The following is a 25,324-nucleotide window of genomic DNA, read 5'->3' on the forward strand; positions in this document are numbered from 1 at the left end:
TCGTGGTAGACGGCTGGTGGGCGACACGCATCGTGTGGTGCGTGTGACTGGTGTGACGGTGGCCTAGTTTGGTCGCATGGCGACCCGTACGTCTTCCCCGCCGGGTTCGCGAAGCAAGAGCACGTCCTCGTCCAGGTCCACGAGCGGACGAGGAGGCTCGAGCACGCGAACGCGGAGTGCCCGGAAGTCACCCAGCAGGACCACCCAGGCCAAGGGCCGCGCGCGCACGAGCGCGAGCAAGCGACCCGCGGCCAAGCGCCGCCCGGCGCCCCGGCCCGCACCGCGCGCCGTCCGCAGCGGGACCGGGCCGGTCGCCCGGATCTTCCTCGCGGTCTTCCGCGGCCTGGCCACGGTCTGGCTCGGCGTCGCCCACGGTGTCGGCGCGCTCGCGCGCGGCGTGGGCCACAGCGCTCGCGACCTCGAGCCCGAGCAGCGGCGCGACGGAGCCGGCCTGTTCCTCTTCGGCCTCGCGGTCGTCGTCGCGGGGGCTGTGTGGTTCCAGCTGCCCGGCGGCGTCATGGAGGTCGTCCGCACCGCGGTGGCCGGGTCGGTCGGCAAGGTCGGCTGGTTCGTCCCGCTGCTGGTGGTCGTCGCCGGCATGCGCCTGATGAGGGACCCGGTCTCCACCGGTCCTGCCGGGCGCCAGGTCGTCGGCTGGGCGGCGTTCGCGTTCGGCATCCTCGGCATCGTCCACATCGCCAACGGCAACCCGCAGCCGGCCGTGGGCGACTCCAGCAACCTCCAGGAGGCCGGTGGGGCCGTCGGCTTCGTCGTCTCCTCGCTGCTGCTGGACCTGCTCCAGTCGGTCTACGTCGTGGTGCCGCTGCTGGTGCTGCTCGCGTTCTTCGGCACGCTCGTCATCACCGCGACGCCGCTCTACCGCGTGCCCGAGCGGCTGGCCTCGCTCACGGACCACGCCCTGGGTCGCCACCCGCACGAGGACGACGAGGATCTCGAGGAGGGTGCCACGCAGCCGATGCGCTCGCGCGGTCGCCGCAAGGACCTCGACATCGACCCCGACATGGGCGACGTGCCCTACGACAGCCCCGTCGTGGAGGAGAAGCCTAAGCGTCGCCGCAAGGCCGACGCCCTCGACGTCGCGCTGGAGGAGGACGCCGGCCTGGGCATCATGGGCGGCTCCGTCGACAGCCCGAGCTTCCCGGAGGTCCCGGACGAGGTCGACGTCATGGCCGTCTCGGTCCCCGAGGAGAAGGGCGACCTCGAGCCGCCCCCGCACACGCCGATCCCGCAGCGCGTCGAGCAGCTCTCGCTGTCCGGCGACATCACCTACTCGCTGCCCGGCAACGAGGTCCTCAAGCCCGGCTCGGTCCACAAGGCGCGCTCCAAGGCCAGCGACGACGTCGTGGGCCGGCTGACGCAGGTCATGGAGGAGTTCGGGATCGACGCCCAGGTGACCGGCTACACGCGTGGTCCCACCGTGACCCGCTACGAGGTCGAGGTCGGCCCCGCGGTCAAGATCGAGAAGGTCACCGCCCTCTCCAAGAACATCGCCTACGCCGTGGCGTCGGCCGACGTGCGGATCCTGAGCCCGATCCCCGGCAAGTCCGCGATCGGCATCGAGATCCCCAACGTCGACAAGGAGATCGTCTCGCTCGGCGACGTGCTCCGCTCCAACGCGGCGCGCTCCGACCACCACCCGATGGTGGCCGGGCTCGGCAAGGACGTCGAGGGCGGCTTCGTCGTCGCCAACCTCGCGAAGATGCCGCACCTGCTCGTGGCCGGCGCGACCGGCTCGGGCAAGTCGTCGTTCATCAACTCGATGATCACCTCGATCCTGATGCGCTCCACGCCCGACGAGGTGCGGATGATCATGGTCGACCCCAAGCGGGTGGAGCTCAACGCCTACGAGGGCGTCCCGCACCTGATCACGCCGATCATCACCAACCCCAAGAAGGCGGCCGAGGCGCTGCAGTGGGTCGTGCGCGAGATGGACCTGCGCTACGACGACCTCGCCAACTTCGGCTTCCGGCACATCGACGACTTCAACAAGGCCGTCCGCGCCGGCAAGGTCGAGGTGCCGCCCGGCAGCGAGCGGGTGCTCGCGCCGTACCCGTACCTGCTCGTCATCGTCGACGAGCTGGCGGACCTGATGATGGTCTCCCCGCGCGACGTCGAGGACTCGGTCGTCCGCATCACGCAGCTGGCCCGTGCCGCCGGCATCCACCTGGTGCTGGCGACGCAGCGACCCTCGGTCGACGTCGTCACCGGTCTGATCAAGGCCAACGTGCCGTCGCGGCTGGCGTTCGCCACGAGCTCGCTGGCCGACAGCCGGGTCATCCTCGACCAGCCGGGCGCCGAGAAGCTCGTGGGCCAGGGCGACGGGCTGTTCCTGCCCATGGGGGCCTCCAAGGCCGTGCGTGTGCAAGGCTCCTGGGTCACCGAGGCGGAGATCGCCCAGGTCGTGGCGCACTGCAAGACCCAGCTCGAGCCGACCTACCGCGAGGACGTCACGGTCGCCCCGCAGAGCAAGCGCGAGCTGGACGACGACATCGGTGACGACATGGACCTCGTGGTCCAGGCCATCGAGCTCGTGGTCACCACCCAGTTCGGCTCCACGTCCATGCTGCAGCGCAAGCTGCGCGTCGGCTTCGCCAAGGCGGGCCGGCTCATGGACATCATGGAGAGCAGGGGAGTGGTCGGGCCGAGCGAGGGCTCCAAGGCCCGCGACGTGCTGGTGAAGCCCGACGAGCTGGACGCCGTGATCATGACGCTGCAGGGGGAGCTGTGACCGACACCGACGTGACGGAGGTCGACGTGAGCGAGGTCGACGGCACGGACCTCGGCGAGATCGAGGTCCCGGCCACCACCGAGGTGCGTCGACGCGTGCCCCTGGCCGCCGCCCTCGGCGTGGCCGGTGCGGTGCTGGCGATCGCCTACCTCGTGCGCGCCGTCGACTCCGGCTCCGCGCTCGACTGGTCGCTGTTCGCCTTCATGACCGTGCTCGGCGGGGTCTACCTCGCCGCCCTGGTCGACGCGCGAGCCCCGCTCCTGGTCGCCGACGGCCACGGGCTGCGCATCCGGCGCGGCCGGTCCTGGCACGGCCTGCCCTGGACCGAGGTCGAGCGCGTGGAGCACCTGGCCCCGCGTGGGCCGCTGCGCGACGGGCGGCTCGACGTCATCGGCGCCGACGGCACCGAGTGGGGGGTCCGGCTGGGGCTCGCCTCGCGCGTGACCGGTGCCGGCGACGACCTGGCCACCACGCTGCTCGCGCACTCCGGCTACACCGCCGACGTCGTCGAGATCGACCTGGTCCCGGCCGACGAGCTCGTCGCCGACGAGCCCGACGACGAGTCGGGCGACCGGCCCGACGACGAGCCCGACCGCCCCACCGAGGCCGAGGGCGACGTCGAGGTCCGCGACCCCGCGGTCGTGACCCATGCGCCCGACGCGGCCGTCGAGGCGCCTGAGGACCGGCGCGAGGCGCCGGAGGCCCCGGCTGCTCCGGCTGCCCCGGCGGCGCCGGTGGCCTTCGCGAGCCCCACCCCGAACCCGCTGCGGGCACTGGTGCGCGCGGCCCGCTCGGAGTCGCGGCGCCACCAGGAGCCCGGCGCCGAGCCGGCGCCCGTGCCGGTGGAGAACGTCCGGCCGCTCACCGGCGACGACACCCAGTCGTGGTCGATGGACGCCCTGCCCGCCGACGAGGACGGCACGGTCGTCATCGGCGACCTGTCCGACGTCCCGCTCGCGGTCGACCCGGTGGTCGGCCCCGAGCTGGCCTCTGCCCGCGCCCGCCTGGGCCTGAGCATCGACCAGCTCGCCGACCGGACCCGGATCCGCCCCCACGTGATCGAGGCCATCGAGGTCGACGACTTCGCCCCGTGCGGCGGCGACTTCTACGCCCGCGGTCACCTGCGCACCCTCGCCCGGGTGCTCGGCGTCGACGTGGCGCCGCTGCTGGCCGCCTACGACGAGCGCTACGCCGACGCCCCCGTGGACCCGCGCCGGGTCTTCGAGTCCGAGCTGGCGACCGGCTTCGGCGGCTCCATCCGCGGCACCCGCGGCGGCCCCAACTGGTCGGTGCTCGTGGCCGCCGTGATGGCGGTCGTCCTGGTGTGGGCCGTGGCCCGGCTGGTCACCGAGGGCACCGGCGCCGAGGAGGCCCGTCCCCGGCTGAACGCCAGCGGCGGCCTCGCCAACGGCACGACGGCCAACGCCGCCAAGGTTCCGGTCGTGCTGACGGCCACCGGCGGCGGCGCCACCGTGGTGGTGCGCGACGCCGGCGGCAACGTCGTCTACGACGGCGCCATCGCCTTCATGCAGAGCGTCACCCTCAAGGTGGCCCCGCCCGTGCGCGTCCAGTCCAGCGACGGCTCGGTGACCGTGAGCGTCGACGGGGACGACCGCGGCGAGATGGGCAAGACCGGCCAGGAGTCCTCCGCCACCTACGTGGTCCGCTGAGCGAGCGCGCGGCCCGGTCGTCGTTTCGACGGCGACCGGGCCCGACCGGCATACTCGACGTCAACCATGGCCATCCACACGACTGACTCCCGCCCCCTGCTCTCGGTGGCGATGGTGACCCTCGGGTGCGCCCGCAACGAGGTCGACTCCGAGGAGCTGGCGGGCCGCCTGGAGGCGGACGGCTTCCTCCTGGTCGACGACCCCGCCGCGGCCGACACGGTCGTCGTCAACACCTGCGGCTTCGTCGAGGCGGCCAAGAAGGACTCCGTCGACACGCTGCTCCAGGCAGCGGACCTCAAGCAGTCCGCCGACCAGGGCGGCCGAGCGCAGGCGGTGGTGGCCGTGGGCTGCCTGGCCGAGCGCTACGGCAAGGACCTCGCCGAGTCGCTGCCCGAGGCCGACGCGGTCCTCGGCTTCGACGACTACCCCGACATCGCGGCGCGGCTGCGCTCCATCGTCGCGGGAGAGACCCACCACCCCCACACGCCGCAGGACCGCCGGCTGCTGCTGCCGATCTCCCCGGTGGAGCGTGCCGCCTCGACCGCGCCCGTCCCCGGCCACGGCGACACCGACGTCACCACCGTGGGCCTCGGCGGACCGGCCACCGGACCTCGCGCCGTACGCCGCCGGCTGGACGCCGGTCCCATGGCGGCGCTCAAGCTGGCCAGCGGCTGCGACCGGCGCTGCTCCTTCTGCGCGATCCCGGCCTTCCGTGGCTCCTTCATCAGCCGACGGCCCAGCGACGTCCTGCAGGAGGCCCGGTGGCTGGCCGAGCAGGGTGCGCGCGAGCTGTTCCTCGTCAGCGAGAACTCCACGTCCTACGGCAAGGACCTCGGTGACCTGCGGCTGCTCGAGACGCTGCTGCCCGAGCTGACCGCCATCGACGGCGTCGACCGCGTGCGGGTGTCCTACCTGCAGCCGGCCGAGACCCGTCCGGGTCTGGTCGAGGCGATCGCGACGACGCCCGGCGTGGCGGCGTACTTCGACCTCTCCTTCCAGCACGCCAGCGCGACGGTGCTGCGGCGGATGCGCCGCTTCGGCGACCCCGAGAGCTTCCTGGGCCTGCTCGACCAGGTCCGCGCGCACGCTCCCGAGGCCGGCGTCCGCTCCAACGTCATCGTGGGCTTCCCCGGGGAGACCGAGGACGACCTCGAGACCCTGTGCGACTTCCTGGTCGCGGCCCGCATGGACGTGACCGGGGTGTTCGGCTACTCCGACGAGGACGGCACCGAGGCGGCCTCCTACGACGGCAAGCACGACGAGGACGAGGTGCGCGCCCGGCTCGAGCACGTCAGCGGCCTCGTCGAGGAGCTCAACGCCCAGCGCGCCGAGGAGCGCATCGGCGAGCGCGTCGTCGTCCTCGTCGAGTCCCTCGAGGGCGACCTCGCCGAGGGCCGGGGCGCTCACCAGGGCCCCGAGGTCGACGGCACCACGACCGTGACCGACCTGCCCGACGGCGTCCGGGTCGGCGACCTGCTCACTGCGGTCGTCGTCGGCACCGAGGGGGTCGACCTGGTCGCTCGCGCGGAGGTCTCCCCATGAGCGCCGTCGACCCGCAGATGTCCACCGGCTCCAACTGGAACCTCCCCAACGCGCTGACCACCCTGCGCATCCTGATGGTGCCGTTCTTCGGGTGGGCGCTGCTCGTCGACGGCGGCGACTCCGTGCTGTGGCGCTGCGTGGCCTACGCGCTGTTCATCGGCGCGATGATCACCGACAAGATCGACGGCGACATCGCCCGCTCGCGCAACCTGGTCACCGACTTCGGCAAGATCGCCGACCCGATCGCGGACAAGGCGATCACCGGGATGGCCTTCATCGGTCTCTCCATCGTCGGCGACATCTGGTGGTGGGTCACCATCGTGGTCCTGCTCCGCGAGTGGAGCGTCACGCTGCTGCGCCTCTCGGTGCTCAAGCACGTGGTGATCGCGGCCGCGCAGAGCGGCAAGCTCAAGACCGTCCTGCAGGCCGTGGCCCTCGGCGCGCTCACGCTCCCGCTGCGCCAGGTCGACGGGGCGCTGGACGTGCCCGGCGAGGTCCTGTTCTACGTGTCCCAGGTGCTGCTCGCCGGCGCCGTCGCGATGACGCTGTGGTCGGGCTACGAGTTCTTCCGCGACGTCCGCAGAGCCCGCCGCGACGCGAAGGTCTCACCCTCCGCTTGAGCCTTATCCCGTTCCAGGGCTGGGATGCAGGCAGAACACGCGTCCGTGTCGCTGCCGTTATCGAATAGTTCATCCAGCAGGGGATTTCAGCGGACGATCCGGGGTTAGGGTGACGCACGTCCCGGTCGGGACCCTCCCTTTCACCCCCTGGAGAACGCTTCATGTCCTCTTCTCGTCAGAGATTGGCCACGGCACTCGGTCTCACCGTCGCCGCGACCGGACTCTCGGTCATCACCCTGCCCGCGGCCTACGCCGCGCCGGAGGACCTCGTCATCAGCGAGGTCTACGGCGGCGGCGGCAACAGCGGCGCGACGCTCACGAACGACTTCATCGAGCTGTACAACCCCACCGCGGCCCCCATCGACGTCTCCGGGTGGTCGATCCAGTGGCGCAGCGCCGGCAACACCGGTGCCGCCACCGGCGTGACGCCGCTCAGCGGCTCCGTCCCGGCCGGCAAGCACTACCTCGTCCAGCAGGGCGCCGGCACCGGCGGGACCACCCCGCTGCCGACGCCCAACGTGACCGGGAGCATCGCCATGGGCGGCACGGCGGGCACGGCGATCCTGTCCAACGGCACCGCGCCGGTGGACCCGGGCGTCAACAGCCTGGCCGCCAACCCGGCGGTCATCGACCTCGTCGGGGTCAACAGCAACGTCTGGGAGGGCGCGGGCAAGGCCCCGGCCATGGCCAACGCGACGTCGTCGTCGCGCAACGCCGCGGGTGCCGACACCGACAGCAACATCGCCGACTTCACCACCGGCGCGCCGACGCCGACCAACGCGGCCGGCGAGGTGCCGGACCCGCCGCAGGAGGTCACCGAGAGCATCGCGGGGATCCAGGGCACCGGGGCCACCAGCCCCTACGCCGGCGACATCGCCACCACCACGGGTGTCGTGACCGCGAGCTACCGCACCGGCGGCCTCGGCGGGTTCTTCCTGCAGACCGGCGGCACGGGTGGCCCGACCGACGCGACCCCGGGCGCCTCCGACGGCATCTTCGTCTTCGCTCCGGCGCTGGGTGCGGCCATGCCCGCCGTGGGCGCCTCCGTGCAGGTGCGCGGCAAGGTCGTCGAGTTCGGCGGCCTCACCGAGATGACCCAGATCTCCGCCAACGTCCCGGTCACGGTGACCTCGGTCGCGGCCCTGCCGGCGGTCACGCCGCTGGCCACGGCCTTCCCGACCACCGACGCCGAGCGTGAGGCCCACGAGGGCGAGCTGGTCCAGCCGACCGACTCGTTCACCGTGTCCAACGCCTACACGATCAACCAGTACGGCGAGATCGGCCTGGCCGTGGGCGACGCCCCGCTGCGCCAGCCCACCGACGTCGGCCGGCCCGGCTCCACCGGGTTCCAGCAGGCGGTGACCGACAACGCGGCACGCAAGGTGGCGCTCGACGACGGCGCCTCGATCGACTTCCTCGACACCGACAACGACAACGACGGGGTGGAGGAGCGGGCCAACATGCAGATCCCGCTGCCGTGGCTCACCCCGACCAAGTCCATCCGCGTGGGGGCCCAGGCCACCATCGACGAGCCCGTCGTGCTCGACTTCCGCAACAGCAGCTGGAAGTTCCAGCCGACCGAGCGCGTCGAGGGCGCCGGCGACGACGTCGCCACCTTCGAGGACACGCGGCCGGCCAACGCCCAGCCGCAGGACGTCGGCGGCAACGTCAAGCTGGCGACGTTCAACGTCCTCAACTACTTCAACACCACCGGCGCGGCCTTCGAGGCCCGCGGCGGCACCTGCACCTACTACGGCGACCGCGACAACGACCCGGTGGCCAACAACTCCTGCAACCCCAACGGGCCGCGCGGTGCCGCGGAGCCGGGTGACCTCACCCGTCAGCAGAACAAGATCGTGAGGGCGATCAACACCCTGGACGCCGACGTGGTCTCGCTCGAGGAGATCGAGAACTCCGTCAAGCTCCTGGGCGAGACCAACCGCGACGACGCCGTCTCGGCCCTGGTGAAGGCGCTGAACACGGCCGCCGGCTCCTACCGCTGGGCCTACGTCGCGTCGCCGGCCGCCGACCAGCTGCCGGCCCTCGCGGAGCAGGACGTGATCCGCAACGCGTTCATCTACAACCCGCAGGTCCTCGCGCCGGTGGGTGCCTCCAAGGTCCTCGTCGGCTCGGCGGCGTTCGCCAACGCCCGCGAGCCGCTCGCCCAGGCGTTCAAGCGGGTCGGCTCCACCGACGCGGCCGCCTTCGGCGTGATCGTCAACCACTTCAAGTCCAAGGGTGCCTCCGGTGCCACCGGCGACAACACGGACAAGAACGACGGTCAGAGCGCCTTCAACGGCGACCGGGTGCGCCAGGCCACCGATCTGGTGACGTTCGCCGACGCGTTCGCCGCCGAGCGCAAGATCGACGACGTCTTCCTGACCGGCGACTTCAACGCCTACACCTTCGAGGACCCGATGCAGGTCCTCTACGACGCCGGCTACGCCGTCGTCCCGTCGGGCACGTCCGGCGAGTACTCCTACAGCTTCGACGGTCTGTCGGGCTCGCTCGACCACGTGCTGGCCAAGACCGCCACGCAGCAGGAGATGGTGACCGGTGCCGACCAGTGGGAGATCAACGCCAACGAGCCGGTCGCCTTCCAGTACAGCCGGTTCAACTACAACCCGACCCGCTTCTTCAACGGCAACGACCCGTTCGCGGCGTCCGACCACAACCCCAAGCTGGTGGGGCTCAACGTCGGGACCACCGGCACCGAGGTGCAGCTGCTGGCGACCAACGACTTCCACGGCCGCCTGCTCGCCAACGGCGCCGAGGGTGGTGCCGCGGTGCTCTCCGGCGCGGTCAAGCAGCTGGAGTCGGAGAACCCCAACACGGTGTTCAGCGCCGCCGGCGACCTGATCGGCGCCTCGACGTTCGAGTCGTTCATCCAGGACGACGAGCCCACGATCGACGCACTCAACGAGGCCGGGCTCGACGTGTCGGCCGCGGGCAACCACGAGTTCGACAAGGGCTACGAGGACCTCATCGGACGCGTCCAGGACGCGGCCGACTGGGAGTACCTCGCCGCCAACGTCGACGAGCCCGGCGACGCCGACGAGCTCGCCGACAGCTGGGTCCAGGACTTCGGTGACATCAGGGTCGGCTTCGTCGGCGCCGTCACCGAGGACCTGCTCACGCTGGTCAACCCCGACCTGATGGAGGGCGTGGCCGTCACCGACGTCGTCGCGGCGACCAACGCCGAGGCGGCCGCGCTGCGGTCGGGCCCCGACCCGGTCGACATGGTCGTCCTGCTGGTGCACGAAGGGGCGTCGTCCACCAACGTGGCGGACGCCACCAACGACTCGGCGTTCGGCCAGATCGTCACGGGCGTCAGCCCCGACGTGGACGCCATCGTGTCGGGCCACACCCACCTCGCCTACAACCACTCGATCCCGGTGCCCGCCTGGGCCGCCGAGGGCCGCGCGGTGACGGAGCGTCCGGTGGTCTCGGCCGGTCAGTACGGCATGAACCTGAACCAGCTGAAGTTCCAGTTCGACGCGGACGGCGAGCTCGTCGCCAAGTCGCAGGCGATCCTGCCGCTGGCCACCGACGTCGACGGCTCCGGCCCCGGCACGGTGTTCACCGCCAACTACCCGGTCGACCCGGCGACGAAGACCATCGTCGACGCCGCCGTGGCCACGGCCGACACCCTCGGCGCCGTGCCGCTGGGCCAGATCGGCGGTCGCTTCGACCGGGCCAAGGCGGCCGACGGCACCACCGAGAACCGCGGTGGCGAGTCGGCGCTGGGCAACCTGGTCGCCGAGGTCCAGCGCTGGGCCACGGAGAGCCCGGAGGCCGGGGGAGCGCAGATCGCGTTCATGAACCCCGGTGGTCTGCGCGCCGACATGGTCGGCACCGGCTCGGGGGCCTTCCCCCGGACGCTGACCTACAAGCAGGCCGCGGTCGTGCAGCCGTTCGCCAACACGCTGCGCAACATGAAGCTCAAGGGCTCCGACATCAAGGCGGTCCTCGAGCAGCAGTGGCAGCCCACCGGCTCCTCGCGTCCGTTCCTCAAGCTGGGGGCGTCCGAGGGCTTCGAGTACACCTATGACCCGGCCAAGCCCCAGGGCTCCCGGATCACCTCGATGTCGCTCGACGGGGTGCCGATCGTGCTGACGCAGACGTACTCGGTCACGGCCAACTCCTTCCTCTCCGCCGGTGGCGACAACTTCGGTGCGTTCACCGCCGGCACCGACCAGCGCGACACCGGCAAGGTCGACCTCGAGGCGATGGTCGACTACATGGAGGAGTTCGCCGACGAGGCGCCGCTCCCGGTCGACTACACCCAGCGCGCCGTCGGGGTCTCCTTCCCCGCGGGCGCCCCGGCGGCCTACCCGGCCGGCGGCACCGTCGCCTTCGACGTGTCCTCCTGGGCCTTCACGGCCCCGGGCGACCTGAAGGACACGGCGGTGGTGGTCTCCCTGGGCGACGCCGAGCTCGGCACGTTCGCGCTCGACAACGCCGCGGTGGCGGCCTACGACGAGGCCGGCAAGGCCGCCGTCAGCGTGACGCTCCCCGCCGGGGTCGCGTCGGGACGCCAGGTGCTGACGCTCACGGGCGCCACCACCGGCACCGAGGTCGAGGTGCCCGTCACCGTGGCCGCCAAGGCCCCGGTGAAGGTGCCGGCGCGCTTCAAGGTGGCGCACAGCCCGGCCAAGGTCGTGGCCGGCAGGACGCGCGCCAACCTGCGCGTTCAGGTCGCAGCGACCGGCGCCACGCCCACCGGGGTCGTCACGATCCGGGGCACCGGCAAGGGCACGATCAAGGTGCGCCTGGTCAACGGCGTGGCCAAGGTCAAGCTGGCCGTCTGGAAGAACGCCGGCCGCAAGCGGCTGACGATCAGCTACGCCGGCGACAGCCGGGTCAAGGCCGGCACCACGAGGCACGTGGTGCGGGTGGTCCGTCGCTGACCTGAGGCACGCAGCACGACAGCGGGAGTCGGCCCTCGGGCCGGCTCCCGCTGTCGTCGTGAGGGGCAGGCAGAATGCCGACATGGCCCGGAAGACCTCGCCCGACCTCGCCGCGCTCGCCGCCTCCGTCAACGACGCGCTCGTGGCGGCGGGAGCCACCAGCGCCACGGCCGAGTCGCTGACCGGGGGCCGGCTCGCTGCCCTGCTGACGACCCCGCCGGGGGCGTCGCGCTCCTACCTCGGCGGCGTCGTCTCCTACGCCACCGAGGTCAAGACCGGCGTGCTCGGCGTCCCCGCGGACCTGGTGGCGGAGCACGGCGTGGTCTCGGCCGCCTGCGCGCGGGCGATGGCCGAGGGGGCGCGACGCGTCGTCGGGGCGACGTACGCACTGAGCACCACGGGCGTGGCCGGCCCGGACTCGCAGGAGGACAAGCCGCCGGGCACGGTCTTCGTGGCGGTCGCGGGACCCGACGGTGCCAGCGTGCTGTCGCTGGAGCTGACCGGCGACCGCGCCGCCGTCCAGCAGCGCACCTGCGAGGAGGCGCTGGCCGCGCTCCTGGGCGTGCTGCGTCAGGAAGAAACGCCTCTCCGGTAGCGTTGGGCACATATCCGGCCATCGATCTGGGAAGGGGACCCGCATGGTGCTGTTCCGCAGGCTCCTGGGGGACGTGCTCCGCGCCCGTCGCATGGAGCGGGGGATGACCCTGCGCGAGGTCTCCGCCGAGGCCCGGGTGAGCCTCGGCTACATCTCCGAGATCGAGCGCGGCCAGAAGGAGGCGTCCTCGGAGCTCCTCGCCTCGCTGTGCACCGCCCTCGACGCGCCGCTGTCGGAGGTCCTCAGCGAGGTCTCGCTGGCCGTCGCCATCGAGGAGGCCGCCCTTGCTGCCACCCCGATCTCCGTCAACGCCCGCCGCACGGCCGGCGACGTGGTGGCCTCCGCCGCCTGATCGCAGGCTGACCCTCGCCTACGCCGATCGGCGCGGGCGACACAGCAGCTCGCCGTGCAGGACGGCGAACCACGCGTCCTCGGCCTCTGCCCAGCGCCGCCAGCCCCGGCCCAGACGCGCCAGGTCGTCGGCGCTCGCCAGGCCACGCGCCGTGGCCTGCTCGGCCAGGCCCGAGGAGACGACGCGCTCGGCCCACAGGCCGCCCCACCACGCGACGTCCTCCGGCTCCGAGAAGCACCAGACGCCGGCGCTCGACGAGACGATCTCGAGGTCCGCCTCCAGCGCCCAGCCCTTCAGGCGGCGACCGGCGCCCGGCTCGGCGTCGTTGCCGCGGGCGACGTCACGGTAGAGGTCGAGCCACTCGGACAGCTCGGGCACCGCGGGGTGCCAGGTGAAGGCGGAGTAGTCGCTGTCGCGCACCGCGACCAGGCCGCCGGGCCGGCACACGCGGCCCATCTCGCGCAGCGCGGCGACCGGGTCGCTGAGGTGCTGCAGCACCTGGTGGGCGTGGACCACGTCGAAGGCGGCGGCCTCGTGGTCCAGCGCGTAGACGTCGCCGACCGCGAGCTCGACGTTGCCCACGCCGGTGTGCTCCGCGGCGGCGCGCGCCTCGGCGATCACGGCCTCGGACCGGTCGATGCCGACCACCGACCCGGCGTGGGCCAGGCGGGCGAGGTCGAGGGTGATCGAGCCCGGCCCGCAGCCGACGTCCAGGACCAGCGAGTCGTCCTGGATGTGCGGGAGCAGGTAGCCGGCGGAGTTCTCGGCCGTGCGCCAGCGGTGCGACCGGAGCACCGCGTCGACGTGGCCGTGGGTGTAGACGTCGTCGGGAGCGCTCATGTCCCTGATCGTGCCACCGCGCCGGCTCAGTCGTCGTCGGTGGCCGGCTGGCAGACGGGGCACCAGTACATCGCGCGCTCGCGCCCGGCCGGCCCGGCCATGGCCACCCGGATGGGGGTGCCGCACCGGCGGCAGGTGGACTGGTCGCGGCGGTAGACCCACAGCGGGTTGCGGAGGTCGCCGGTCGTGGCCTGGAGAGCGCGCTCCTTGTTGAGGTCGAGCATCTGCCGGGCGCGTCGCACGACCCGGGGCAGTGAGGGCACCCGGCCCACCGGCGTGCGCGGGTGCAGGCCGCTGACGAAGCAGAGCTCGGCCATGTACATGTTGCCGATGCCGGCCAGTCGGGTCTGGTCGAGCAGTGCCTCCCCGATCGGGCGGTCGGGGTCCTCGTGCAGCCGGCGCAGCGCCTCCTCCTCGTCCCAGTCGGGGCCGAGCAGGTCGGGCCCGAGGTGGCCCACCACCGAGTCCTCCTCGGCGGTGGGCAGCAGCTCGACGATGCCGAGCGAGAAGCCCACCGCGGTGGTGCGCGCGGTCTCCAGGACGACCCGTGCCTGGTGGGCCGGGCGCGACCACCGCTGCCCCGGGCGCATCACCCGCCACGACCCCTCCATCTTGAGGTGGGTGTGCAGCGTCCACCGCTCGTCCCCGAGCTCGATGCGCGTGAGCAGGTGCTTGCCCCGGGAGATGGTGGTGGTGACCGTGCCGCCGGAGAGGTCGGCGGTGGCGTGCTGCGGCACCCGCAGGTCGGTGCGGAGCAGGAGCTGTCCGGACAGCGCGCGGTCGAGCTTGCGCGCGGCGCGGTAGACGGTGTCGCCCTCAGGCACTGCGCAGCCTCAGTCCGCGCGGGGTCGCCACGAAGCCGGCCGCGTCCAGCGCCTGCCGCAGGGGCGTCGACCCGCCGCCGAGCAGGGCCGCGCCGTCGGCCTTCTCGACCGTGAGCCGACCCAGGGAGCCACGGCCGACGGCCTCGGCCAGCGACGCGGCGGCGGGCGTCAGCCGGTCGAGGTCGTCGGTCCAGGTGAGGAGCGTCTTGCCGCCGCGCTCGACGTAGAGGGTCAGGACGCCGTCGACGAGCACGACGATCGCCCCGGCCTTGCGCCCCGGCCGGTGCCCGGCGCCCTCGTCGGTCGGGCTGGGCGGCCACCCGAGGGCCGCGCCGTAGGGGCTGGCCGGGTCGGTGGCGGCGAGCGCGACCGCGCTCGGCTTCTGGTCGGGCGGCAGCTCGGAGAACGTGCGCAGCCGGTCGATGGCGCCGGCCGTGCCGAACTGGGCGGCGCCCAGGCCGTTGACGAAGTAGCCGCGGCGGCAGCGTCCGGAGTCCTCGAAGGCGGAGAGCACCTTGTAGACGGCGGCGAACCCGCCCGGCACCCGCTCGCTCATGACCGCGCCGCGGATGACGACGCCGTGGCGGTCGAGCAGCCGCTCGGCGGTGGCGTGGGCGCGACGCGTCGGGTCGGTGTCGATGGCAGGCAGCAGTGCCCACCGTCCGGCGGTCTCGGGCGGGCCCGTGCGGGCGGGACGTCCGGCGCGGGGCGGTGGTCGGCGGCTGCGGTGGCTGGGGGTGCCCGAGCGGGTGAGTGCGCGCAGCGGGACGAGGGTGTCGTTGCTGATCCGGCCGGCCCAGACGAGCTCCCAGAGCGCCGCGGACAGGGCGGCGTCGTTGACCGAGCGGACGGCGTCGGAGAGCTGCCGGAAGAACCACGCGCCCCCGGGCGCCAGCGCCTCGAGCACGGCGTCGTGGAGCTCGGCGTGCTCGAACGGCGCCGGCTCGGGCAGCGTGAGCGCGGCGGAGTCGGCGAGGTGGAGCGAGACCCAGCCGTCGGCGCCCGGCAGCGTCCCGTGACCGGCCCACAGCACCTCCCCGGAGGCGGTGAGCTCGTCGAGGTAGGCGGGGGAGTAGTCGCGGACCCGGCCGCCGAGCACGAGCGGCTCCAGGGCCGAGGCCGGCACCGGGGCGCCGGCGAGCTGGTCGACCGCGGCCAGGACGCCGTCGACGCCGCGCAGCCCGCGGCCGCTGCCGCCCGCGGCGACGAGGTGCTGCCAGGCGCCGAGGAAGCGCGCGAGAGCCTCCGGCTCGACCGGCTCGACCTCCTTGCGCAGCCGGGCCAGCGAGCGGCGGCGCAGCTTGCGGAGCACCTCCGCCTCGCACCACTCCGAGCCGGAGCCGGAGGGGCGGAACTCGCCCTCGAGCACCCGGCCCTGGGCGGCGAGACGCGTCAGCGTGTGGCGTACGACGGCCCCGCCGAGACCGAAGCGCTCGGCGACCTGCTCGGTGGTGAACGGGCCGTGGGTGCGGGCGAAGCGGGACACGAGGTCGCCGAGCGGGTCCTCGACGGGCTCGGTGAAGGCGTCCGGGGTGCCGGGCGGGACCGGGGTGCCGAGGCCGTCGCGCAGGCGGGCGACGTCCTCGACGACCGTCCACCGCTCCTCACCGCCGATGCGGACCAGGACCACCCGACGCGAGTCGGTGAGCGCGCCCAGCCAGCCGGTGACGTCGGCGCCGTCGACGGTGCGCTCGTCGATCTCGGCGACCGTGAGGGGGCCGAGCATTCGCAGGAGGTCGACCACGCCCTCGGCGTCGCGGGCACGCCGGTCGGTGGCGAGCCGCTGCAGCTCTGCCTCGACCTCGGTGAGCACGTCGGGGTCGAGCAGCTCGCGCAGCTCGGCACGGCCCAGCAGCTCGGCCAGCAGTCCCTGGTCGAGCGAGAGGGCGGCCGCGCGGCGCTCGGCGATGGGGGAGTCGCCCTCGTAGACGAACTGGGCGACGTAGCCGAACAGCAGCGTGCGGGCGTAGGGCGAGGGGCTGGTGGTCGAGACGTCGACGACCTGCACCTGCCGGCGCTCCACCGAGCGCATCAGCGCCAGGAGCGCCGGGAGGTCGTAGACGTCCTGGAGGCACTCGCGCACCGCCTCCAGGACGATCGGGAACGACGGGTAGCGCGAGGCCACCTCGAGCAGGGCGGCGGAGCGCTGCCGCTGCTGCCACAGCGGCGAGCGGCGACCGGGGTCGCGGCGGGGCAGCAGCAGCGCCCGGGCCGCGCACTCACGGAAGCGGGCGGCGAAGAGCGCCGAGCCGCCGACCTCCTGGGTGACGAGGTCCTCGATCTCGTCGGCCTCGAACACGATCACCTCGCCGGTGGGAGGCTCGGCGTCGGTGTCGGGGATCCGGATCACGATGCCGTCGTCGGAGGCCATCGCCTGCCCGTCGACGCCGTGGCGCTCGCGCAGCCGGGCGTTGATGGCCAGCGCCCACGGGGCGTGGACGGGCTTGCCGAACGGCGAGTGGACGACCAGGCGCCAGTCGCCGAGCTCGTCGCGGAACCGCTCCACGACCACGGTGGTGTCGCTGGGCAGGACGTTGGTGGCCTCGAGCTGCTCGTGGAGGTAGCTGACGAGGTTGCCCGCGGCCCAGGCGTCCAGCCCGCCCTCCTGCGCGCGCGCCTCGGCCTTCGCCTTCGGCAGCGCACCCAGCTCGCGGGTGAAGGCGCCGATGGCCGCGCCGAGCTCGGCGGGCCGGCCGAGGCCGTCGCCCTTCCAGAACGGCAGCCGTCCCGGGATGCCGGGGGCAGGGGTGACGAGCACCCGGTCGTGGGTGATGTCCTGGATGCGCCAGCTCGTGGCGCCCAGCGCGAAGATGTCGCCCACGCGCGACTCGTAGACCATCTCCTCGTCGAGCTCGCCGACCCGCTTGCCGGGGCCCTCGCCGCCGACGAGGAAGACGCCGAAGAGCCCGCGGTCGGGGATCGTGCCGCCGCTGGTGACGGCCAGCCGCTGGGCGCCCGGGCGGCCGGTGAGGCTGCCGGTGACCCGGTCCCAGACGATGCGCGGGCGCAGCTCGGCGAACTCGTCGGAGGGGTAGCGCCCGCTCAGCAGGTCGAGGGTCGCGTCGTAGGCCGAGCGGGGCAGGCTGCTGAACGACGCCGTGCGGCGTACGACGGCGAAGAGCTCGTCGACGTCCCAGGCGTCGAGGGCGGTGGCCGCCACCACCTGCTGGGCCAGCACGTCGAGGGGGTTGGTCGGGATCCGGAGGGACTCGATGCCGCCGATGCGCATGCGCTCGACGGCGACGGCGGTCTGGGCGAGGTCGCCGCGGTGCTTGGGGAAGAGCACCCCGCGGCTGGTCTCGCCGACCTGGTGGCCGGCGCGCCCGACGCGCTGGAGGGCGCTGGCCACCGAGGGCGGCGACTCGATCTGCACGACGAGGTCGACGGCGCCCATGTCGATGCCGAGCTCGAGGCTGCTGGTGGCGACCACGGCGGGGATGCGACCGCGCTTGAGGTCGTCCTCGATGAGGGCGCGCTGGTCCTTGGACACCGACCCGTGGTGGGCCTTGGCGATGATCGTGCCGACACCGCCGGAGGCGCCCGACTGGGCCATGATCTCGGCCGGCGGCCTGGACGGCGGCGCGGCTCCCGCGCCGTCCGCGCCGTCCGGGCCAGCCTCGAGCGCCTCGGCGCGGGTGGTGGCGATCTCGTTGAGGCGCGACGTCAGCCGCTCGGCCAGGCGACGGGAGTTGGCGAAGACGATCGTGGAGCGGTGGGCCTCGATCAGGTCGACGACGCTCTCCTCGACGTGGGGCCAGATGCTGGTGTTGCGAGGCTCGTCGGAGTCCTCGTCGTAGTCGTCGGGGGCGGTCATGTCCTCGACCGGGACGACGACCTTGAGGTCCCACTCCTTGTTGGCCGGGGGCGCCACGATGTCGACCGGCGCCGCGCCGCCGAGGTAGCGGGCGACCTCCTCCAGGGGACGCACGGTGGCCGAGAGGCCGATGCGCTGGGCCGGCTTGTCGAGCAGCTCGTCGAGGCGCTCCAGGGAGAGCGCGAGGTGGGCGCCGCGCTTGGTGCCGGCGACCGCGTGGACCTCGTCGATGATCACGGTCTCGACGCCCCGCAGCGACTCGCGCGCCTGGCTGGTGAGCATCAGGAACAGCGACTCCGGCGTCGTGATCATGATGTCGGGCGGCTGGGTCGTGAGCTTGCGCCGGTCTGCGGCGCTGGTGTCGCCGCTGCGGACGCCGACGCGCAGCTCGGGCACGGGCGTGCCGAGGCGGTCGGCGGTGTGGCCGATGCCGGTGAGCGGCGAGCGGAGGTTGCGCTCGACGTCGACGGCGAGCGCCTTGAGCGGCGAGACGTACAGCACGCGGCAGCGGCGCGTCTTGTCCTTCGGGGGCGGGTCGGTCAGCAGCCGGTCGATGGACCACAGGAACGCGCTGAGCGTCTTGCCGGACCCGGTCGGGGCGACCACGAGCGCGTGCCGCCCGGCCCCGATCGCCGCCCACGCGCCCGCCTGCGCAGGGGTCGGCTCAGCGAACGCCGCACCGAACCAGGTGCGGGTGGGTTCGCTGAACCTCTCGAGGGCCTCGTGCACTGCTTCATCCTGTCCTACGCCACCGACACCGCTGGCCGACCGCACCCCTCAGAGGGTCGGGCGGAGCATGGGGGGCTGGATGGCCGTGGCGTCGCCGCGGCGGTAGAGGAGGGCCTTGCGGCCGCCGGACTCCGACGCGGGGCCGGTGTCGCCGGTGGGCACGACGAAGCCGGCGGTGCCGAGGACCTTGCGGCGGAAGTTGCCGAGGTCGGGCGGCACGCCCCAGACCGCGGTGTAGACGGCGCGCAGGTCGGGCAGCGTGAACGGCTCGGTGACGAACTCCAGCGCCAGCGTCGTGTACTCGAGCTTGGCCCGCACCCGCTCCAGGGCGTCGGCCAGGATCTCGGCGTGGTCGAAGGCCAGCTCCGGGAGGCCGTCGACCGGCCACCAGCGCGCGCCGGCTGCGTCCGAGCCGGCGTCGGGCTCCGGCAGGTCGGGCGCGAAGGCGACGTGCGCCACCGAGACCACACGCATCCTCGGGTCGCGGTCGGGGGCGGAGTAGGTGCGCAGCTGCTCGAGGTGTCCGGAGAAGCGCGCGACGCCGGTCTCCTCGCGCAGCTCGCGCCAGGCGGCGGTCTCGGCGTCCTCGTCCGGCTCGACGAAGCCGCCGGGCATCGCCCAGCCGCCTTCGTACGGCGCCACCCCGCGCTCGACGAGCAGCACGCGCAGGGCGTCGTCGCGGATCGTGAAGATCGCGAGGTCGACCGCGACGGCGAAGGGAGGGTGCTCGCTCACGGCGCCACCACCTCGACTCCGGACTCCCGCATCGACGCGACGGCCGCCTCGCTGCTGGCCGGGGCGACGCCGGCGTGCAGGCCGTCGAGCAGCCGTACGCCGAGGTCGCGCCCGCGGGCGTCGAGGACCGTCTGCAGGACGCAGTAGTCGGTGGCGATGCCGACGACGTCCACGTCCGTCACGCCGTACGAGGTCAGCAGCTCGGCGAGCGGCCGGCCGTCCTCGTCGACGCCCTCGAACGCCGAGTAGGCCGGCGCCCCCTGCCCCTTGCGGACGTGGTGGCTCACCAGGTCCAGCACGAGCTCGGGCGCGTAGTCGCTCCCGGGTCCGTCGCTGACGCAGTGCTGCGGCCAGGTGGCGACGTAGTCGGGCTCCTCGCCCGCCGCGGCGAAGTGGCCGCCGTTGTCGGAGTGCGGGTCGTGCCAGTCGCGGGAGGCCACCACGGTGGCGTAGTCGGCCGCGTGCCCGGCGAGGTGCTCGCTGATCCGGGCGGCGACGTCGCGCCCGCCGGCGACGCCGAGCGACCCGCCCTCGACGAAGTCCTGCTGCACGTCGACGACGATCAGGGCCCGTCGTGCGGTGGCCTGCTCGACGGTCTGGTCGGTCTGGCTGGCGGTCATGTCGGCTCCTCGGTGGGGGTCTCGGGGGTGGCGGTGAGGTACGGCGGTCCGTGGCTGACCCCGAGCGCCTCGCGGGGGAGCGTGGCCAGCGCGGCCGCCGCATGCGCGCGGACCTCGTCGAGCGACGGCGTGTGGACCACCGCGCCCTTGCGGACCAGCGGCACCTGCACGCTGTCGGGGCCGGGCTCGCCGAGGGTGTAGGTCTCGGCGACCAGCGTCCCGTCCTCGTAGGTGCGGCGCACGGCCTTGCGGCCGCCGGTGGAGGCCTTGGCGGCGGACTTCTTCGCGACCGGACGCAGCTCGCCGTCGGGGGAGTCGGCGACGGCCACGAGCTTGTAGACCATGCTCGAGGTCGGGTGGCCCGAGCCGGTCACGACGCGCGTGCCGACGCCGTAGCCGTCGATCGGCGCGTCGGCCAGCGCCGAGATGACGTACTCGTCGAGGTCGCTGGTCACGGTGATCCGGGTCGAGGTCGCGCCGAGGGAGTCGAGCAGCTCGCGCGCCTTGCGCGACTCCACGGCCAGGTCGCCCGAGTCGATGCGCACGGCGCCCAGCGCCGGGCCGGCGACCTCGACCGCCGTGCGGATCCCGTCGCTGATGTCGAAGGTGTCGACGAGCAGCGTGGTGCCCACGCCCTGGGCGGCCACCTGGCTGCGGAACGCGTCGGCCTCGGTGGCGTGCGACAGGGTGAAGGCGTGGGCGGCCGTGCCGACGGTGGGCACGCCGTGCAGCCGGCCGGCGGCGAGGTTGCTGGTGGAGGCGAACCCCGCGACGTACGCCGCTCGCGCGGAGGCCACGGCCGCCTCCTCGTGGGTGCGGCGGCTGCCCATCTCGACCAGCGGCCTGCCCTCGGCCGCGGTCACCATGCGGGCCGCGGCGCTGGCGATCGCGGTGTCGTGGTTGAGCACGCTCAGGACGAGCGTCTCCAGGAGCACGCACTCGCCGAGCGTGCCGGTGACCGTGAGGATCGGGCTGTTGGGGAAGTACAGGTCGCCCTCGCGGTAGCCGTCGACGTCGCCGGTGAAGCGGAAGTCGCGCAGGTAGGCGGCCGTCGCCTCGTTGATGACGCCCCGCTCACGCAGCCACGCGACCTCGTCGGCGTCGAAGCGGAAGTCCTCGACGAGCCGCAGCAGCCGGCCCAGGCCGGCGAGCATGCCGTAGCGGCGGCCCTCGGGCAGGCGCCGCGCGAACGCCTCGAACACCGCGCGGTTGTCCACGCTGCCGTCGGTGACCCACGAGGAGAGCATGGTGAGCTCGTAGTGGTCGGTGAGCAGTCCGGCTGAGACCTTCATGTAGGGCGTCCGTCCAGTTGGAGTCAATCTGACTATAACGCGGTCAGAGTGCGGTGATCAAGCCACCCAGGGGTGCGGGTACCCGATCCAGGTCCAGTGCCCTCACCAACAGTCCCGCGTAGCGCAGCTTGTGGCCCGAGTGCGAGGAGAGGAAGCGGTGCAGCTGCGCGTCGACCGGTCGGGCGCGGTGGGCCGGCTGCTTCTGCAGCGTGGCGAACGACGCCAGTCCGCCCTCCGCCTCGATCACGCGCAGCACACCGTCGGTGCCGACCGCGCGGATCAGCTCGTCCTCGAGATCGGCGTCGCAGCCGTGGAAGCCCGCGGGGTCGGTGCCCGTGCGTGCCAGCACCCGCGTGACGTACGTCGCCGCGCCGACGTCGTACAGGCCGAGCGTGCGGCGGCGCGGGTCGGCGGCGGCGAGGTGGCGGCCGAGGTTGGTGACGCCGTGCATCGCGACCACGTCGACCCCGGCCAGGTCACGCCCCAGCCGCTCGGCGAGCGTCACCACCGCCCGCTCGTCGCTGGCGCCCTCCACCAGGACGAGCGTCATGCGCGACCCGCCTCGCGGACCGAGCGACGTCGCTCCATGCCGTCAACGTAAACCGGCTGGGGCCGGTCGGCGAGGGCTTATAGGGTCTCGCTCCGTGACCGAGTCGATGATCCGCGCCGTCGGGCTGCGCAAGAGCTTCGGCGACTTCGAGGCCGTCAAGGGCATCGACGTCGACGTCCGCCGCGTGCCGCGAGCTGACCACCGGTGCGCTCTCGTGGGCCTCGGCCGTCTCGGTCGTCTACCTCGTGGTCATGGGTCTGGTCGGCATGCTCGTCGTACGCCGCCGGCTCGACCGGCTGCTGCTCACCTGACCCGCCGGCTCAGTCGAGGCGCAGCGCCCACAGGGCGGTGTCGAGCCAGCGGTCCAGCTTGAACCCCACCTCCGGCAGCAGCCCGACCTGCTCGAAGCCGCAGGCGCGGTGCAGCGCCTCGCTCGCGGGGTTGGGCTGGGCGACGACGGCCAGCACCGTGTGCACGTCGTCGGCGCGCAGCGCGGCCAGCAGGTCGTCGTACAGCCGTCGGCCGAGGCCACGGCCGGCGGCCTCGGGAGCGAGGTAGACCGACGTCTCGCGGGTCCGGGCGTAGGCGGGCCGGGGGCGGTAGGAGGCGGAGTAGGCGTAGCCGAGGAGCCGCTCGCCCTCGACCGCGACGAGCAGGTGGTCGCCCCGCTCGGTGCTCTCCAGCCGCGCGGTCCAGTAGTCCAGCGGCGGGGGAGTCGTCTCGAACGTCGAGGTCGAGGTCAGGACCTGGTGGTCGTAGATCGCCTTGATCCCGGCCAGGTCGGCACGGGTGGCGGGACGGACGTGGGACTCCTCGGACATGGCGGCATTCTGTCCGACGTTGGCAGGATCCCCGGCGACCGGTGTCGGCGCCGGTTGAGAGGATGGCCGCATGTCGACCCCGCCCGCCCCCGAGCCGGACACCAAGGACTGGACCTGGGTCCTGATGCGTCCCTGCACCGACTGCGGCTTCGTGGCCGCCGACGTCGACCGCGCGGCTCTCGGCGCGGCGGTGCGCGCCAACGCCGAGGCGTTCGCGCTCGCTTTGCGTGCGCCGGGCGCGACCCGTCGTCCGGATGCGGGCACGTGGTCGGTGGCGGAGTACTCCTGCCACGTCCGCGACGTGCACCGGGTCTTCGAGGGACGCGTGCGGTCCATGCTGGAGGCGGACGCGCCGGTCTTCCCCAACTGGGACCAGGACGAGACCGCCCTCGCCGAGCGCTACGACCTCCAGGAGCCCGCCGTGGTCGGCCCCGAGCTCGTGGCGGCTGCCGAGGGCATCGCGGCGGCCTACGACGCGGTCCCCGACGACGCCTGGGAGCGGCGCGGCCTGCGCAGCAACGGCAGCGCCTTCACCGTCGACACCCTCGCCCGCTACCACCTCCACGATGTCGTCCACCACCTGTGGGACGTGCGCGACGCCGTGACCGTCGGCGCCTACGACGCCGCGGCGCTCGACTACCGCGACGCGACCCAGGTCATGCCCGACAGCGGCCGTCGGGTGATCCGTGCCTTCGCCGACTCGCTCCGCGCGGGTGCGCGGGTGCTGGAGATCGGGAGTGGTGGTGGTCGCGACGCCCGGGCCCTCGAGGACGTCGGCCTGAGCGTCCGCCGCACCGACGTGACGCCGTCGTTCGTCTCACTGCTGCGCGACACCGGCGTCGACGCCGACGTCCTCGACCCGCTCACCGACGACCTCGACGACCCCGCCCGACCCGGTCAGCCCTACGACGGGGTGTGGGCCGGTGCCTCGCTGCTGCACGTCGCGCGAGCCGACCTGCCGGTCGTCCTGACCCGTCTGGCCGCGGCCACCCGTCCCGGCGGCGCCCTGCGCATGTCGGTCAAGGAGGGTGACGGCGAGGGGTGGTCGACCCACGGCGTGGTCCGCGCCCCCCGGATGTTCGTCTACTGGCGCGAGCAGCCCCTCCGCTCGGTCCTCGACGCCGCCGGCTGGCTGGTCGAGGACGTCCACCGCGCGGTGAGCGACAGCGGCGAGCACTGGCTCGGCGCGACGGCGAGGCGCCGATGAGGCACACCGAGCTCTGGGCGCGGCTCGAGGCCGCCCTCGGCACGGCCTACTACCGGGTCTGGGCCGACCAGTTCGTCATGGGCGACCTCGGCAGCCGCACCGTCACCGAGGCCCTCGACGCGGGATTCGAGCCCAAGCAGGTGTGGGCGGTCGTGTGGCGCACCCTCGAGCTTCCCGACCGGGAGCGCTGAGGCCACGGTGCCGACGCTGAGGGACACCACGGACGTCGTCGCCGTCCAGGCCGCGACCGTCCGCGCGCTCGTGCTGTCGCAGGCCGTCGGCGCGCTCGGCATCACCATCGGCATCGCCACCGCCTCGCTGCTGGCACGCGACCTGTCCGGGTCGGAGAGCCTGGCCGGTCTCGCGGGCACGTTCCAGGTGCTGGGCGCGGCGCTCTCGTCGTACCTGCTGGCGCGGGTGATGGCGGTCCGCGGGCGTCGCGTCGGGCTCACGACCGGGCTGCTGATGGGGGCGGCGGGAGCGCTGCTCGCCGTCGTGGCCGGGGTGATCGGCTCGATGCTCCTGCTGCTCGTGGGAGCGCTGCTGATCGGGGCGACGACGGCGGCCAACAACGCGTCGCGCTACGCCGCCACCGACCTGGCGCCTGCCGAGCGGCGCGGCCGCGCGCTGTCGACCGTGGTGTGGGCGACCACCGTCGGCGCGGTGGTGGGGCCCAACCTCACCGGCCCGTCGGCGGCCTTCGCCGACCTGCTCGGCATCCCCGAGCTGACCGGCCCCTTCGCCCTGGGCGCCATCGGCATGCTCGTCGCTGCCGTGATCGTGACCGTGCGGCTGCGGCCAGACCCGCTCCTCCTGGCCCGCGAGCTGGCCGAGGTGCCCGCCGCACCGCCGAGCGGCACCTCGTGGGGCCGGGCGCGCCAGGCCGTCCGCGAGCGGCCCGGGCTGGGGCTGGCCGTGACGGGCCTCGCCGCCGCTCACGCCGCGATGGTCGGGGTGATGACGATGACGCCGATCCACATGGAGCACGGCGGCGCCGAGCTGCGTGTCATCGGCATCGTGATCAGCGTCCACGTGCTCGGCATGTTCGCGTTCTCGCCGCTGGTGGGTCTGCTGGCCGACCGCGTCGGCCGGCCGCCGGTCCTGGCCGCAGGCGGGCTCGTGCTGCTGGTCTCGCTGGTCCTCTGCTCGACCGCGCCCGAGGGCACCTCGTGGCAGATCTTCGGCGGTCTCTTCCTGCTGGGGCTCGGCTGGTCGCTGGCCACCGTGTCGGCGTCCACGATGGTGGCCGACCTCGCCCCGCTCGAGGCCCGCACCGACGTCCAGGGCATGGCCGACGTCGTCATGGGCGTCTCGGCGGCCAGCGCTGGCGCCCTGGCCGGGCTCGTCGTCGGGCTGTTCGGCTACCCCGTGCTGGCGCTGGTCACCACCGCGCTCGCCGCCGGCGTCGTGGCCGCGGCCTATGCTGCGCCGAGCCGCCGACCCCAGGAGTGAGC

The 25,324-nt window shown here is 73.4% G+C and carries 18 protein-coding genes; 10 read left to right on the forward strand and 8 right to left on the reverse strand.

The features are described from left to right. Positions 1–76 precede the first annotated feature (76 nt). The 7 genes from IRQ30_RS04225 to IRQ30_RS04255 all read left to right on the forward strand — a co-directional run bounded on the left by IRQ30_RS04225 (position 77) and on the right by IRQ30_RS04255 (position 12,438). A complete protein-coding gene (locus IRQ30_RS04225; protein WP_193611777.1) occupies positions 77–2,749 on the forward strand; it encodes a DNA translocase FtsK in 2,673 nt (890 codons plus the stop codon). Further along, the gene (locus IRQ30_RS24090; protein WP_193611778.1) at positions 2,746–4,419 is read left to right on the forward strand and encodes a helix-turn-helix domain-containing protein; all 1,674 of its coding nucleotides are present in this window, start codon (positions 2,746–2,748) and stop codon (positions 4,417–4,419) included. The genes IRQ30_RS04225 and IRQ30_RS24090 overlap by 4 nt, the downstream gene beginning before the upstream one ends. A 66-nt stretch (positions 4,420–4,485) precedes the next feature. Then, positions 4,486–5,961 (forward strand): MiaB/RimO family radical SAM methylthiotransferase, encoded by a 1,476-nt coding sequence (locus IRQ30_RS04235; RefSeq protein WP_193611779.1) that lies wholly within the window; start codon positions 4,486–4,488, stop codon positions 5,959–5,961. Continuing rightward, positions 5,958–6,581: a CDP-diacylglycerol--glycerol-3-phosphate 3-phosphatidyltransferase gene (gene pgsA / locus IRQ30_RS04240; protein ID WP_193611780.1), complete on the forward strand. Its 624-nt coding sequence runs from the start codon at positions 5,958–5,960 to the stop codon at positions 6,579–6,581. Before IRQ30_RS04235 ends, pgsA begins: the two co-directional genes overlap by 4 nt. Before the next feature lie 182 nt (positions 6,582–6,763). Then, a complete protein-coding gene (locus IRQ30_RS04245; protein WP_193611781.1) occupies positions 6,764–11,491 on the forward strand; it encodes an ExeM/NucH family extracellular endonuclease in 4,728 nt (1,575 codons plus the stop codon). An 82-nt stretch (positions 11,492–11,573) separates the two neighbouring features. Further along, complete coding sequence (locus tag IRQ30_RS04250) at positions 11,574–12,086, forward strand: CinA family protein (protein WP_193611782.1); 513 nt, start codon at positions 11,574–11,576, stop codon at positions 12,084–12,086. 43 nt (positions 12,087–12,129) lie between these two features. Further along, complete coding sequence (locus IRQ30_RS04255) at positions 12,130–12,438, forward strand: helix-turn-helix domain-containing protein (protein WP_193607757.1); 309 nt, start codon at positions 12,130–12,132, stop codon at positions 12,436–12,438. Between the two features lie 18 nt (positions 12,439–12,456). On the opposite strand, the gene IRQ30_RS04260 is transcribed toward IRQ30_RS04255, so the two are convergent. The 8 genes from IRQ30_RS04260 to IRQ30_RS04295 form a co-directional block, all read right to left on the reverse strand. Next, positions 12,457–13,278 carry a methyltransferase domain-containing protein gene (locus tag IRQ30_RS04260; protein WP_193611783.1) on the reverse strand — a complete coding sequence of 274 codons (822 nt, stop codon included), beginning with the start codon at positions 13,276–13,278 and terminating at the stop codon, positions 12,457–12,459. 26 nt (positions 13,279–13,304) lie between these two features. Next, positions 13,305–14,102, reverse strand: coding sequence for an Fpg/Nei family DNA glycosylase (locus IRQ30_RS04265; RefSeq protein ID WP_193607755.1), 798 nt, complete (start codon positions 14,100–14,102; stop codon positions 13,305–13,307). Next, positions 14,095–18,645, reverse strand: a complete 4,551-nt coding sequence (locus IRQ30_RS04270; protein WP_193611784.1) for an ATP-dependent helicase — start codon at positions 18,643–18,645, stop codon at positions 14,095–14,097. Before IRQ30_RS04270 ends, IRQ30_RS04265 begins: the two co-directional genes overlap by 8 nt. Positions 18,646–18,693: 48 nt before the next feature. Continuing rightward, positions 18,694–19,380, reverse strand: a complete 687-nt coding sequence (locus tag IRQ30_RS04275) for an NUDIX domain-containing protein (protein ID WP_193611785.1) — start codon at positions 19,378–19,380, stop codon at positions 18,694–18,696. After that, a complete protein-coding gene (locus IRQ30_RS04280) occupies positions 19,377–20,000 on the reverse strand; it encodes an isochorismatase family protein (protein ID WP_193611786.1) in 624 nt (207 codons plus the stop codon). The genes IRQ30_RS04275 and IRQ30_RS04280 overlap by 4 nt, the downstream gene beginning before the upstream one ends. Beyond that, positions 19,997–21,292, reverse strand: a complete 1,296-nt coding sequence (locus IRQ30_RS04285) for a nicotinate phosphoribosyltransferase (protein WP_193611787.1) — start codon at positions 21,290–21,292, stop codon at positions 19,997–19,999. Before IRQ30_RS04285 ends, IRQ30_RS04280 begins: the two co-directional genes overlap by 4 nt. A gap of 43 nt (positions 21,293–21,335) precedes the next feature. Further along, complete coding sequence (locus IRQ30_RS04290; RefSeq protein ID WP_193611788.1) at positions 21,336–21,842, reverse strand: ATP-dependent endonuclease; 507 nt, start codon at positions 21,840–21,842, stop codon at positions 21,336–21,338. Positions 21,843–22,162: 320 nt separating this feature from the next. Further along, positions 22,163–22,663 (reverse strand): GNAT family N-acetyltransferase, encoded by a 501-nt coding sequence (locus IRQ30_RS04295; RefSeq protein ID WP_193611789.1) that lies wholly within the window; start codon positions 22,661–22,663, stop codon positions 22,163–22,165. Positions 22,664–22,733: 70 nt separating this feature from the next. Here IRQ30_RS04295 and IRQ30_RS23205 point away from each other — a divergent pair, with 70 nt between their 5' ends. Genes IRQ30_RS23205 through IRQ30_RS04315 form a run of 3 tightly spaced genes read left to right on the forward strand, consistent with a single transcriptional unit; the run spans position 22,734 to position 25,322 of the window. After that, positions 22,734–23,870: a methyltransferase gene (locus IRQ30_RS23205; protein WP_227466947.1), complete on the forward strand. Its 1,137-nt coding sequence runs from the start codon at positions 22,734–22,736 to the stop codon at positions 23,868–23,870. Next, positions 23,867–24,061 carry a DUF3046 domain-containing protein gene (locus IRQ30_RS04310; protein ID WP_193611790.1) on the forward strand — a complete coding sequence of 65 codons (195 nt, stop codon included), beginning with the start codon at positions 23,867–23,869 and terminating at the stop codon, positions 24,059–24,061. Before IRQ30_RS23205 ends, IRQ30_RS04310 begins: the two co-directional genes overlap by 4 nt. A 7-nt stretch (positions 24,062–24,068) precedes the next feature. Continuing rightward, positions 24,069–25,322 (forward strand): MFS transporter, encoded by a 1,254-nt coding sequence (locus IRQ30_RS04315; protein WP_338089568.1) that lies wholly within the window; start codon positions 24,069–24,071, stop codon positions 25,320–25,322. Positions 25,323–25,324 lie beyond the last annotated feature (2 nt).

Origin of the sequence: Nocardioides lijunqiniae (assembly GCF_015024225.1) — a bacterium.
GTDB lineage: Bacteria > Actinomycetota > Actinomycetes > Propionibacteriales > Nocardioidaceae > Nocardioides > Nocardioides lijunqiniae.

Excerpts from the sequence above, each read along its gene's own strand:
- IRQ30_RS04225 (WP_193611777.1), top strand. The coding sequence starts at position 77 with ATGGCGACCCGTACGTCTTCCCCGCCGGGTTCGCGAAGCAAGAGCACG.
- IRQ30_RS04235 (WP_193611779.1), top strand. The coding sequence starts at position 4,486 with ATGGCCATCCACACGACTGACTCCCGCCCCCTGCTCTCGGTGGCGATG.
- pgsA (WP_193611780.1), top strand. The coding sequence starts at position 5,958 with ATGAGCGCCGTCGACCCGCAGATGTCCACCGGCTCCAACTGGAACCTC.
- IRQ30_RS04250 (WP_193611782.1), top strand. The coding sequence starts at position 11,574 with ATGGCCCGGAAGACCTCGCCCGACCTCGCCGCGCTCGCCGCCTCCGTC.
- IRQ30_RS04255 (WP_193607757.1), top strand. The coding sequence starts at position 12,130 with ATGGTGCTGTTCCGCAGGCTCCTGGGGGACGTGCTCCGCGCCCGTCGC.
- IRQ30_RS04260 (WP_193611783.1), bottom strand. The coding sequence starts at position 13,278 with ATGAGCGCTCCCGACGACGTCTACACCCACGGCCACGTCGACGCGGTG.
- IRQ30_RS04280 (WP_193611786.1), bottom strand. The coding sequence starts at position 20,000 with ATGACCGCCAGCCAGACCGACCAGACCGTCGAGCAGGCCACCGCACGA.
- IRQ30_RS04285 (WP_193611787.1), bottom strand. The coding sequence starts at position 21,292 with ATGAAGGTCTCAGCCGGACTGCTCACCGACCACTACGAGCTCACCATG.
- IRQ30_RS04290 (WP_193611788.1), bottom strand. The coding sequence starts at position 21,842 with ATGACGCTCGTCCTGGTGGAGGGCGCCAGCGACGAGCGGGCGGTGGTG.
- IRQ30_RS04295 (WP_193611789.1), bottom strand. The coding sequence starts at position 22,663 with ATGTCCGAGGAGTCCCACGTCCGTCCCGCCACCCGTGCCGACCTGGCC.
- IRQ30_RS23205 (WP_227466947.1), top strand. The coding sequence starts at position 22,734 with ATGTCGACCCCGCCCGCCCCCGAGCCGGACACCAAGGACTGGACCTGG.
- IRQ30_RS04310 (WP_193611790.1), top strand. The coding sequence starts at position 23,867 with ATGAGGCACACCGAGCTCTGGGCGCGGCTCGAGGCCGCCCTCGGCACG.